At 35.6% G+C, this 12,805-nt stretch carries 14 protein-coding genes and 1 pseudogene; all 15 read left to right on the forward strand.

The features are described 5' to 3' along the window. Positions 1–77 precede the first annotated feature (77 nt). Complete coding sequence (gene codY, locus HZI73_RS13400) at positions 78–848, forward strand: GTP-sensing pleiotropic transcriptional regulator CodY (RefSeq protein ID WP_212693900.1); 771 nt, start codon at positions 78–80, stop codon at positions 846–848. A gap of 643 nt (positions 849–1,491) precedes the next feature. Further along, complete coding sequence (flgB, locus tag HZI73_RS13405) at positions 1,492–1,866, forward strand: flagellar basal body rod protein FlgB (RefSeq protein WP_212693901.1); 375 nt, start codon at positions 1,492–1,494, stop codon at positions 1,864–1,866. Positions 1,867–1,944: 78 nt separating this feature from the next. Then, entirely contained in the window at positions 1,945–2,382 is a 438-nt protein-coding gene (flgC, locus tag HZI73_RS13410) for a flagellar basal body rod protein FlgC (RefSeq protein ID WP_212693902.1), read from the forward strand. A gap of 24 nt (positions 2,383–2,406) precedes the next feature. Continuing rightward, positions 2,407–2,706, forward strand: coding sequence for a flagellar hook-basal body complex protein FliE (gene fliE / locus HZI73_RS13415; protein WP_212693903.1), 300 nt, complete (start codon positions 2,407–2,409; stop codon positions 2,704–2,706). 59 nt (positions 2,707–2,765) lie between these two features. Beyond that, the gene (locus tag HZI73_RS13420) at positions 2,766–4,358 is read left to right on the forward strand and encodes a flagellar M-ring protein FliF C-terminal domain-containing protein (protein ID WP_212693904.1); all 1,593 of its coding nucleotides are present in this window, start codon (positions 2,766–2,768) and stop codon (positions 4,356–4,358) included. A 4-nt stretch (positions 4,359–4,362) separates the two neighbouring features. Then, positions 4,363–5,379, forward strand: coding sequence for a flagellar motor switch protein FliG (gene fliG, locus HZI73_RS13425; protein ID WP_212693905.1), 1,017 nt, complete (start codon positions 4,363–4,365; stop codon positions 5,377–5,379). Then, positions 5,360–6,127: a FliH/SctL family protein gene (locus HZI73_RS13430; RefSeq protein ID WP_212693906.1), complete on the forward strand. Its 768-nt coding sequence runs from the start codon at positions 5,360–5,362 to the stop codon at positions 6,125–6,127. The genes fliG and HZI73_RS13430 overlap by 20 nt, the downstream gene beginning before the upstream one ends. Before the next feature lie 10 nt (positions 6,128–6,137). Then, a pseudogene (gene fliI / locus HZI73_RS13435) lies at positions 6,138–7,450 on the forward strand (flagellar protein export ATPase FliI). Positions 7,451–7,459: 9 nt separating this feature from the next. Continuing rightward, entirely contained in the window at positions 7,460–7,906 is a 447-nt protein-coding gene (gene fliJ, locus HZI73_RS13440; protein ID WP_212693907.1) for a flagellar export protein FliJ, read from the forward strand. Between the two features lie 47 nt (positions 7,907–7,953). Continuing rightward, entirely contained in the window at positions 7,954–8,715 is a 762-nt protein-coding gene (locus HZI73_RS13445) for a MotE family protein (RefSeq protein ID WP_212693908.1), read from the forward strand. 17 nt (positions 8,716–8,732) lie between these two features. Further along, positions 8,733–10,052 carry a flagellar hook-length control protein FliK gene (locus HZI73_RS13450; protein WP_212693909.1) on the forward strand — a complete coding sequence of 440 codons (1,320 nt, stop codon included), beginning with the start codon at positions 8,733–8,735 and terminating at the stop codon, positions 10,050–10,052. A gap of 11 nt (positions 10,053–10,063) precedes the next feature. Next, positions 10,064–10,627, forward strand: coding sequence for a flagellar hook capping FlgD N-terminal domain-containing protein (locus tag HZI73_RS13455; protein WP_212693910.1), 564 nt, complete (start codon positions 10,064–10,066; stop codon positions 10,625–10,627). Positions 10,628–10,668: 41 nt separating this feature from the next. Beyond that, a complete protein-coding gene (locus HZI73_RS13460) occupies positions 10,669–11,052 on the forward strand; it encodes a TIGR02530 family flagellar biosynthesis protein (protein ID WP_212693911.1) in 384 nt (127 codons plus the stop codon). Positions 11,053–11,131: 79 nt separating this feature from the next. Continuing rightward, on the forward strand, positions 11,132–12,445 hold the full coding sequence (locus tag HZI73_RS13465) for a flagellar hook protein FlgE (protein WP_212693912.1): 1,314 nt from the start codon (positions 11,132–11,134) through the stop codon (positions 12,443–12,445). Positions 12,446–12,532: 87 nt separating this feature from the next. After that, positions 12,533–12,742 (forward strand): flagellar FlbD family protein, encoded by a 210-nt coding sequence (locus HZI73_RS13470; protein WP_212693913.1) that lies wholly within the window; start codon positions 12,533–12,535, stop codon positions 12,740–12,742. Positions 12,743–12,805 lie beyond the last annotated feature (63 nt).

Below are 12,805 nucleotides of genomic sequence, written 5' to 3' on the forward strand. Positions count from 1 at the left end.
GAAGCTTCGTACTATAATTAGGTATGCGTATTGATGCTTTTAACTTATAGCATAATATTTTAGGAGGGAAAAATTTAATGAGTGTACAACTACTTGATAAAACTAGAAAGATCAACAGATTGCTACAAAGAACAGGTACGCAGAGAGTAATATTTACAGACATTTGTGAAGTGCTTAGTGAGATTTTATATTCTAATGCGTTAGTCATTAGTAAAAAGGGCAAATTACTAGGTCTTCACAACAGGGATGAAATTGGTATCATTGAAGAGTTGTTACAAGATCAACTGGGCGCATGTATTGATGAAAATTTAAATGAAAGACTATTAAATGTTCTTTCAACAAAAGAAAATGTTAATCTTGAAACATTAGGATTCTCTTCAAATGTAAACGTGAATAATTATATTGGTATAATTATTCCAATTGACATCGCAGGTGAAAGACTAGGGACGTTATTCTTATATAAGAATAATGCAACGTATGACATTGAAGACATTATTTTAAGCGAGTATGGAGCAACAGTAGTAGGGCTAGAGATTATGCGTTCCATTAACGAGGAAAACACTGAAGAAATTAGAAAGACAACGATTGTTAAATCCGCAATTGGTACATTATCATTCTCAGAACAAGAAGCAATTACGCATATTTTTGAAGAACTTGATGGTAATGAGGGCATACTAGTTGCAAGCAAGATTGCAGACAGAGTTGGTATTACACGTTCAGTGATCGTTAATGCACTTAGAAAATTTGAAAGTGCAGGCGTTATTGAATCTCGTTCATTAGGTATGAAGGGTACTTATATCAAAGTACTTAATAATGTATTAATTGAAGAAATCAAGAAATTATCTTAAAAAGCATCATTTTAATAAAAGAGAGGGGAAGCGATTATGGCTTCTCCTTTCTTTTTTGCCCTCTTATAGGATAGGTTCTCTTAATATGGCATATAAAACAGAAGCTTTTTTATATGTGTGTCAAGGATGTTTCTTAACGAATCAACTTGCTTCACAAGGTGCGACATCATGGTATTTTTCTGATAGAATATTTTAGTTATTTTGCAAACGGCCTATATTTTATCACACTAACCAATACATATATTAGGACTATCCGCTTATTGAATTTATTTTAGTACCTATCGAGTGAGTACTTACCTGAAAAAAGTATATATTTATAACCTTTTTAACAGAAAAAGTTGAATTTTTTTGATGTTTAAGGGGTTTTGGGTGATAGAAAGATGTGAATTTTAGGTGTTTTTTTCAAATATTTCCAAGTACATATTGTATGTTTTGACATAAACTGATACAATATATAGGATAAAAGTAATAATATGTAAAAACTAGTTGGGATTTTTTATAGCTATATTTAGAAATTAAGTCTTATATATGATATAAATAGAAATTAAGTCTAAATGCTTATGCCAAAAGCCTTGCAATTTTCGACATATAACTTATAATTATTATTAATGGATTAATTGGTTAAAAAAGGTAGGTGTATGAAATGATAAGTAACAACATGTATAACCATATAAATCTAGTAGGTAAAGCAGCAAATGCAAGTTTATTAAGACATCAAGTGATATCAGAGAATATAGCTAATCAAGACACACCAGGTTATAAAAGAAAAGAAGTTCTGTTTGAAGGTGTCTTACAAGAAGCACTTATGGCACAAGACAAACTATCAGATATTGATATGAGCAAATTAACACCAAAAATTCAAATCAATAAAACAGGCTCAAGTTATCGGTTAGATGGAAACAATGTGAACATAGACACCGAAATGACTGAACTTACTAAAAACCAGATAAAATACAATGTATTAATTGATGAAATTTCCAAGAATTTTAGTAGAATTCAAACAGTACTAAATCGCTAATCAAACTGATGATATAACTTAACTATCTCGTATTATATAATGAAGAAAAATAAAATAGTGAATCAGGGGGAAAAGTGAATGTCATTTTTCAATTCAATGAATGTAAGTGCAACAGGTTTAACCGCCCAAAGATTACGTATGGATATTATTTCTCAAAATATTGCCAATGTGACTACCACAAAAACAAAAGAAGGCGGTCCATATCGAAGAAAAGTATTACTTTTTGAAGAACAAACAAATCTTAATTTTGGACATATCTTAAATGACACTATAGAAAATTATCAAGGATCAGGTGTTAAGGTTTCAAAAATAATTGAAGACACCAAACCTCTTAAAAGAATATACGACCCAAGTCATCCAGAAGCAGATGGTGATGGATACGTACTGATGCCTAATGTCAATACAGTTGAAGAAATGGTGAATATGATATCGGCCAGCCGATCATATGATGCGAATGTAACAGCAATGAATGCGGCAAAATCCATGGCTTTAAAAGCTTTAGATATAGGTAAATAACATTTAATGAAAGAGGTGTGATCGATGAGAATTGGAGATATAAGTAGTGTCAATCATCTTTTATCCAATGAAAAAAACATAAAAAGTGAATCCAAGCAAGTTTTTGAAGATATATATAAAGCAGCAATTGGACAGCTAGAGGAAACCAATGTTTTGCAAAAACAATCTGAACAGTTGACAACCGATTTTGCAGCAGGTAAGACGGATAATATCGCTGACGTTTTGATAGCATCAAAAAAAGCAACTATTGCGATACAATACACAGTCAGATTAAGAGATAAACTAATGGATGCATATAATGAAATAATGCGTATGCAAGTCTAAAAAAGACAAGAATCTAGACTAGAAAATGGATGTGTTATATATGTTAAAGGGGTGTACATATGCCTGATTTTTTAAATAAAATTTCAGACCAGATTACTGGATTCTGGAATAAGTTTAATGGTAAACAGAAGATGCAGATAATTTCAGTTTTAGTTATAGCTATTGTTGCCCTCACAATTTTAGTGAGAGTGTTAAATCAAACGAAGATGGTTCCGTTTGTAGCTGGATTAGAACCTAAAACAACATCACAGGTGAAAGCGTTGCTACAAGAAAATGGTATACCATATCAAGTCAGGGATAACGCTACATCTGTTTATGTAGACTCTAAACGAAAGCAAGATGCACAAATGGCAGTTGATAGTATGGGGATTATATCAAATATAGGCATGAGTTACCAAGAAGCTTTTAAAACAAGTCTTTCTACTACGGAATCAGATAGAAAAGCCATGCTACAATTGGCTTTTGAAAATGAATTAAATGGGAAAATTGCTATTATTCAAGGAATTGAATCTGCGGATGTAAAACTCGTCATGCCAGACCAAGACCGTACCATATTTGATGATTCAAAAGAGTCAAAAGCAACTGCGATATTAACCACAACAAATAATCTAACAGATGATCAAGTTGTTGGTGTAGCCAATTTTTTAACATCATCTGTTCCGAATTTAGCCATTAAAGATGTTAGAATACTCGACCATACAGGAAAACTGTTATATTTTGGTGAAGAAGGTAGTCATGGTGGAACAAGTCTTAATACCAAAATAGATTATAAAGTTGCTCTTGAAAATAAAATGAAAAAAGATGTACTCAGTATTTTATTAGGTGAATTTGATGATGCGGTTGTGACAGCTGACTTTATTATTGATTTTGATACAAAATCATCTTTAAAAGAAGAATATAATGCACCAGAGGGTCGTACAACAGGCATGCCTTCTTCCATTTATGATTATGAATCTTCAGGTACCAGCGAAACCCCGTCAGGAATTCCGGGAACGGACTCTAATGATGGAACAGATTATATGATTGATCAGAACAACTCATCAAATAGCACCACGAAGATCACAAAAAGTGAGCATGAAAATAACAAAACAATTACAGAAGAAACAAAAAACATTGGTGATATAAAATACAACGAATCCACCGTATCCATATCGGCCAAGAAATTTGTGATATATGATCAAACGCTACTGAAAAAGCAAGGTGCTCTTGATGAACTATCGTGGGAAGAATTCAAAGCTCAAAATAAAGACTGGAAAAAGGTTGCGGTAGATGCAGACCTTGTATCCCTTGTTGAAAATGCAGCAAATGGTGCAACTGTTAAAATAGTTGGTTACGAAGTGCCAACATTCATACCGATGACAACAACAAAGAAGCCTATTATGGACTATTTGTTTATAGCCATTATAGCCATTATGATTGCTCTATTAGGATATGCTGTTTATAGAGGAACAGAACCTGTAGAAGTGACTGAAATTCAACCAGAATTATCTGTTGAAGATATGTTAGCCAGTACCAAGGAGCAGCAAGATCTTGAAGAAATCGAATACGATGAAAAATCTGAGACACGCGTTCAAATCGAGAAATTTGTTGATGAAAAACCAGAAGCTGTGGCTCAATTATTGAGAAACTGGTTGAATGAAGATTGGGAGTGATCGTATGGCGATAAATAAAGATAAAACACTAAAAGGATTGCAAAAAGCAGCGATACTGCTCATTGCATTAGGTCCAGAAAAATCAGCTGAAGTATTTAAGCATCTAAAAGAAGAAGAGATTGAGCAACTAACATTAGAAATTGCCAATACACGAAGTGTATCACCGAAAGATAAAGAAACTGTTCTTCAAGAATTTTATGAAATATGCTTAGCGCAACAGTACATAGCAGAAGGTGGTATTGGCTATGCCAAAGAGCTACTTGAACATGCGTTAGGTTCAGATAAAGCCATGCAAGTTATTGGAAGACTTACTGCATCATTACAAGTACGGCCTTTTGAATTTGTACGTAAGACGGAACCCAGCCAATTACTTAACTTTATACAAGATGAACATAATCAGACCATTGCCCTTATTTTATCCTATTTAAGTGCAGCTCAATCAGCTATGATACTTGCAGCATTACCACAAGAGAAGCAAGCGGATGTAGCCAGAAGGATTGCAGAGATGGATCGTACATCACCTGATGTAATTAAGGATGTGGAGAATGTGCTAGAAAGAAAACTATCTTCACTTGTTACACAAGATTATACCATTGTTGGTGGCGTGGACGCTATTGTACAGATATTGAATTCAGTGGACCGTTCCACAGAAAAGAACATTATGGAAACCCTTGAAATTGAGAATACAGAACTTGCTGAAGAAATTCGTAAGAAAATGTTTATATTTGAGGATATTCTTACCCTTGACAGTCGTTCCATTCAGACTATCTTACGTGATGTTGATAATAACGAACTTGCTACAGCCCTTAAAGGTGCTGGGGAAGAAGTTCAAAATGTTATCTTCAATAACTTATCTAAGCGTCTAGCAACCATGATACGCGAAGATATGGAATACATGGGACCTGTGAGACTGAAAGATGTAGAAGAAGCTCAGCAAAAGATTGTTGCCATTATCCGAAAATTAGAAGATGCAGGCGAAATTGTTATCTCAAGAGGCGGAGGTGACGAGATTATTGTCTAGTATTATCAAATCACCATTTATTAATTATGCTGCGCCTAATGAAAAAATTATTCGCATAGGTGCTGATGATCCTAGTATTATTAACAATAAATCTAAACATAACATAAGACAAGATAAAACCATTGCTCAGATTCTAGAAGAAGAGAAACAAAAAGCTAAACGCATAGCAGAAGATATGATTAATCAAGCCCGCCTTAGTGCAGAACATATCATCCAAGAAGCTCAGATGAAAGCTATATCACTTGAACAAGAAGCGTTCCAAGAAGCTTCAGAAAAAGGATATCAAGAAGGGTTAACAGCTGGTCAAACTGAAGCAGAGAGTATTAAAGCAGAGGCTAGACAAGTACTGGAAAATGCACACATAGAGCGTGAACAGATGTTAAAGGATATTGAGCCTAAAATGGTTGAACTATTACATAAAATAACGATGAATCTAACAGGTTGTATCGTTAAGAACGAAAATATTATTTTATCTTTAATACAAAGAGGATTTTCGGAAGTTGAGACCCTTGACCATGTTATATTACATGTATCTACTAATGATTTAGATTACATTAATGAGCACCTGCATCAGTTAAGTGAAAATCTGAGCAGCAAAGTAACAATTGAAGTGCTCCGTGATGACGCACTGGACGCGAATGCGTGTGTCATAGAAACAAAATCAGGCAATATTGACTGTAGTCTTAGTACACGGCTTAACAGTTTAGAAGCTGACTTAGAGTTGCTTGCCAATGGTTTGCAAGCCTAAAGGATGTAAAATGGTGACGATTGATTTTAATAAATACAACATGCTTACAGAAAAATCATATATTCGACATTTGGGTCGTGTAACACGGGTTGTTGGTTTAACCATTGAATCCTTAGGACCAAAAGTGAGTATGGGAGGATTATGTAGCATTCATTCAAATATAGAAGATAAATCTGTCTTGGCTGAAGTTGTAGGCTTCAAAGAAAACAGAATTTTACTCATGCCCCTTGGTGATTTAGAAGGGATAGGCTTAGGAAGCACCGTTGAAGCCATGGGACAAGCATTATCTGTTCCCGTAGGTGATAAGTTACTGGGACGTGTCCTTGATGGATTAGGGGTACCCATTGATGATTTGGGCGTGTTGTATACCCAGACAGAATACCCTGTTCACCGAGAACCACCAGACCCATTAAGAAGAAAACGTATAAAAGATGTCTTATCTATTGGTGTTAAGAGTGTTGATGGTTTATTAACCATAGGCAAGGGCCAAAGGGTAGGGATCTTTGCTGGTAGTGGTGTTGGTAAGAGTACATTACTTGGTATGATTGCACGAAATACCAGTGCTGACATTAATGTGATAGCACTTATTGGGGAACGAGGACGTGAAGTAAGGGAATTTATTGAAAGGGATTTAGGCAAAGAGGGGCTGAAAAGATCCGTCGTTGTCGTTGCAACTTCCGATAAACCTGCACTGATCCGTCAAAAAGCAGCAAGTACAGCCACAGCAATTGCTGAATATTTTCGTGACCAAGGTAAAGATGTCATGCTCATGATGGATTCACTCACACGTTTTTCCATGGCACAGCGTGAAATAGGGCTAGCCATAGGTGAACCACCTGTAAGCAGGGGATACACCCCATCGGTTTTTGCAGTTATGCCAAAGTTATTGGAGCGTGCTGGTAACAGTGAACATGGCTCCATAACAGGGTTATACACGGTACTGGTAGATGGTGATGATATGAATGAGCCTATTACAGATACTGCTCGAGGTATACTGGATGGTCATATTGTTTTGTCTAGAAAAATGGCCTATAAGAACCATTATCCTGCTATCGATATTTTACAGAGTGTATCCAGGGTTATGACAGAAGTCATTGACCAAGAACATAAAGCGTTAGCAAATAATATGCGTTCAATTGTTGCAACGTATCGAGACGTAGAAGATTTAATTAACATTGGTGCATATGCTAAAGGAAGCAATGAGACCATTGATATGCCATCAGTAAGATCAATAGCGTTAATGAATTTCTAAAACAACAAACAGATGAAAAGTTTACGTTTGATGAGATGTTAACCATGATGAATGATGTGATGAAAGTGTAGTGATGGACCATGATGAAATTTAAATATGATTTACAAAATATATTAAATTTAAAAGAAAAGATGGAAGAACAAAAAAAGATGGCTTTGAAAAATGCACATCAGCATTTAGAGGTTCAAAAAGATAAACTCAATCATTTACATGACCGACTGGATGCAAGTAATGGGTCCTTTCGAGACAGAGTGTGTCATACCATAAAAGTTAGAGAAATAAGAACCCTTAATCATATCAACCAATACATGCAAACATGTATCAGAGAACAAAACACCGTTGTTGAACAAGCAACCTATGAGGTGGAAAGCAAACGTGTAGCGTTAACAGAAGCTTTAATGGAAAAAAAAATGTATGAGAAATTAAAAGCCAATGCTTACGAATCCTACAAGGTTGCATTTAATAAAGAAGAACAAAAGAAATTAGATGAAATTGTAAGTTATAAGTATTGCAAAATAGCTCGATAGATTAGTAATCATATCGGATAGATCATGGATTGAAAGGACTGTTCCATATGGAAAATGAAACCATAGAACTGCAAGAAAAAGGTTCTGCACTTAGTATTGTTATAGGGATCATCATATCAGCCTTAGTTTTACTAGGAGCACTTATAGCGGTTATTAGATTGGATATTGCAGGTTTTGGAACCCAATATGCCTATCCACTCTTAAAAGATATTCCCGTCCTTAATATCATATTACCTGAAGTCGTAGTAGAAGCTGGGACAGATGCTGAAAACCAAGACACTGCTTATGCATTTGAAACAGTGGATGAGGCAGTTGAAAGGTTAAAAGTAACGGAAACATTATTAAAAGATAAAGAAGTTCAGGCTATAGACTTACAAGAACAGATTAAGTTGCTAGAAGCTGAAAATGCACGATTAAAAGTCTTTGAAGAAAATCAATTGCTTTTTGATGAAAGAAAAAAGGAATTTGACGAAATGGTTGTCTTAGGTAAAGGCGTACCGGATATATCGAATTTTAGGACTTTCTATGAAGAAATCAAGCCAGATAACGCAGCTGAAATCTATGGAGAGGTTATAAAAAAAGAAGCTTATAATCAAGAAATTGTTGATATAGCACAAGTTTATCAAAGCATGAAGCCCGCAAGTGCAGCGGCAATACTTATGAAGATGACAACAACATCTTCAAAAATGAAAATGGTTGTTCAGATTCTAGATCATATAGATAGTGAGCAGCAAGGAGCGATACTCAGTGCAATGGAAACAAAAACAGCAGCAAAAATAACAGAGTATCTGTTTCCTAAAGAAGAATAAAGAAAGGAGGCGATAAAGTGGTAGCAGTCGTTACGAAATCAATGCAAGCAGTAACGGGTATGGGAAGTCAGAAAAAGACCCAAAACAATTCATCACCAAAAGAAAGTTTTAATCAAGTACTTAATCAGCAAACGGGTCAATCAGCAAAAGAGCCAGATGTTAAAAAAACCTCTAGTAATATGAAGAAATCATCTGGAAAAATTGTCAAACAGCCAGAGCAAAAGCCTATAGCAGATGAAACAACCAAAGTAGAACTTAGCGGTCTTGAAAAAGATATTATTCAAGAAGTCACTCAGATGTTGGGTATAACAGAAGACGAACTTCAACAAGTACTTGCTCAATTGAACATGACCATATTTGATTTATTAATTCCAGAAAAACTAAATATGTTTCTTACAAGCTTATATGATGTTGATGATACCATCCAGTTACTCACCTTACCAGAAAGCAGTCAGATTAAAGAACTTAAAACAAAATTAGGGCAAATGATGAAAGCGTTAAATATTGACTTAGAAGAAGTTAAAGACTTCATTGAGAAACAAGCTGTCAATCAGGAAACAACAGAGAATAAAACAGTAGTCACTCAAGAAGCTAAACCATTGCCTGAACAAGAAGCCGTCACAAAAAATGAATCAAGTGAGAACACATCTCAAGTGGATATAACCATAACAGATAATCGGACAGAAAAAGAAGTCAGTTCTACAACTGAAGTGGTTATGACAGAAGGAGATAAAGCAGAAACAACAACGGATGTAAATCCTGAACAAGGTAAGCCAGAGAACAATGACCTATTTAATATCCCTGTAAACAACCAAACTGTTCAAAAAGTAGAAGTTATTGAACAAGGTGGTGTACGCGAAGTTGTTACATACAATATGCATACAGAAGATATTATGGAGCAAATCGTATCCAGTGTAAAAGTAAACTTGTCAGATGATACTAATGAAATGCTGATTCAACTACGACCAGAACATCTAGGTAAATTAGCTTTTTCACTGACATCAGAGCAAGGCGTTATTACTGCTAATTTTATGGCAGATAACCCAGCTGTCAAAGAATTAATAGAAGCAAACCTTGCACAATTAAGGCTTTCATTGCAAGAACAAGGTATTACCATTGATAAATTAGAAGTTGTGGTAACAGATAACCAACTCATGGGTGACCAACAAGAGAATGAACAGTTTGCTAACAACCAGGAGAAAAAGAAGCGTGCAGCCAAAATGATGTCCATTAATCAGCTGCAAAGCGATGAAGATTTAGAGGATTCACCAGTTGTTGATACAAGCACTTCTGTAGATTCCATGGAAACCAGCTCAGTAATCGATTATTCTGTATAAGGAGGGATAAGATGGCAGGTCCACAAAATGTAACAAATGATATCATGACAAAGTTTGGCGTTAGCACATATAAAACAGACACGAGGAATGATTTGGATAAGGATGCATTTTTAAATCTTCTGGTTAAACAAATGCAGTACCAAGATCCCCTTAATCCAACAAAAAATGAACAATTTCTAGCTCAGATGGCTCAATTCTCTTCACTGGAGCAAATGCAAAACATGAACAAGGGTGTATCCATATCACAAGCTTATACGCTTATGAACAAAGAAGTGTTTGGGACAGTATTAGACCCCAACACTAACAAAGTTAATCCAGTGGCTGGTATGGTAACGGGCGTTTTTATGCAAAATGGTAAAGTCTTCTTAAAGGTTAAAATGCCTGATGTAGAGACCCCTGTTGATTTACAACTGGAAAAAGTTGAAGCTGTATTAGCACCAATTGATATGATTGAACTCTATAAGAGTGTTGAAGAAATTAAAAAAGATTTGGAAAAAATTCAAGACAAAGTTGCACCGGATGAAGATGATTCAGATGATGATTCTAACGATAATTCAGGTAATACGACTCCATAACCCCATGCATAAATATGTTCAAATAGAAGCAGGTGACTAACATGAAGATTAATCCATCCATGTATAAGGTACATAATGCTGTAAATATTAAACAGTCAGGATTGCCTAAGAGTACGTCAAAAAAAGCAGAAGCTTTTAATCAAGTACTGCAAGAGCAATTACAAAAGCGGCAAGAGGTGAGCTTTTCAAAGCATGCGAATACACGCTTACATGCTAGGAATATTCAATTGTCCAATGACCAATTAAAGCGTATTAATGAAGGGATTCATCAAGCAGACGTAAAAGGCATTAAGGAATCTCTCGTACTGATTGATGATGTAGCTCTCGTAATCAATGTGAAGAACAAAGTCGTTGTAACAGCTATGGAAAAGTCGGAGCAAGATAACAAAGTATTTACGAATATTGATGGTGCTGTCATTTTATAAACTGGACCTCAAGGAGGAAGTTTCTTATCTCTGACTGATTGATGAGATAAGACAGCACAGATGAAGGAGGTTATGCGCAATGATGCGTTCAATGTATTCTGGTGTTTCAGGTTTAAGAATACACCAAACCAAAATGGATGTTATTGGTAATAACATCTCCAATGTCAACACTGCTGGGTTTAAAGCAGGTCGTGTGACATTCAATGAAATCTTTAGTCAAACCTTACAAGGTGCTAGTGCAGCATCGGATAAATTAGGTGGTCGAAACCCCATGCAAGTAGGTCTAGGTGCTAATATAGCATCCATTGATACATTAATGACTGAAGGGGCGGCACAGAGAACAGATAACCCACTGGATATGAAGATAGAAGGTGATGGATTCTTTGTATTACATGGTCCTGGAGGCTATCGCTTTTCTAGAGCCGGTGCTTTTCGTATTGATAATGCAGGTAATCTAGCTAATCCAGAAGGGCTTAATGTGATGGGATGGCCAGTGGACTCTACTACAGGCAACATCAACAAAGGTGAAGTATCTAAGATACAGATTATGAAGCCTGAGAATTTGTACTCCGAGCCATCAAAAACATCTGCTGCGACTGTTTTTGGAAATCTCAACAAAAATGATTCAAATATATCACATTTAAAGGACGGTGTCCTTGTAACCTTTGATATTTATGATTCTCAAGGCTATCGCTATACCGTTAATGCTAGAATAAAAGAGAATGCACCAGGTGGTACTGTTACTCCTGATGAGTATGTCTTGACAATTGATAATAATCATGGAATACAAGATTCTGATGGTAACTCAATAACATCAACGCTTAACCCAGCGAGTGTTGTCATAACTTTTGATAATAATGGTAAAGTGGATACTACTGCACTTAGCACGTTTGATATTACTAATATTGATGGTGGTAGTGCAAAATTTAGTAATGTATCAGTTGACGTCACCCAATTAACCCTATTCGACAAGGAGACAACTGCCACTGGAAAAGCAGGTGACATAAACGGTTTAAACGCTGGTAATAAAGTAGGAGCTTTATCAGGATTCAACATTGGTCCAGATGGTATTATCAATGGTTCCTATACCAATGGCGAGTCTAAAATATTAGGCCAAGTAGTTGTTGCAAAATTCCAAAACCCAGCAGGTCTACAAAAAGTCGGAAACAACCTATTCCAAGTAACCACTAACTCAGGTGAGTTCGATGGTATTGGAACAGACCCACAATCCGATGGTGGTGCTCTTAACGGCGGTGTTCTTGAAATGTCCAATGTGGATTTATCAAGAGAATTCACCGAGATGATTACCACTCAAAGAGGTTTCCAAGCGAATTCAAGAATCATTACATCGTCAGATGAAATGCTGCAAGAGTTGGTTAACCTTAAGCGATAACTGGTAAATAAGTTGTAACCTATGCAATACCAATAGATAGAATAGTGGCTAGGTTCTAGTCGCTATTCTATAAAAAAGGGTGATGACATGATTTATGTAACCAAGCTTAATGATGAAGAAGTCGTGGTAAACTGTGATCTTATTGAAGTCATAGAAGAAACACCCAATACCATTATTACGTTAACAACTGGTAAGAAGATCATTGCGAAAGAATCATCAAAAGAAATCATTGAAAAAATTATCCGTTACAAAACCTATCTGTCAAAGCGATTACGTGAAGGTCATGATAACGGTTAAAGTGATACATCATATAGGGTGTATGGCGAAAGCGATAAACCCTTATGGATGCAGTATCATAGC

Source organism: Vallitalea pronyensis (genome assembly GCF_018141445.1).
GTDB classification, from domain to species: domain Bacteria; phylum Bacillota; class Clostridia; order Lachnospirales; family Vallitaleaceae; genus Vallitalea; species Vallitalea pronyensis.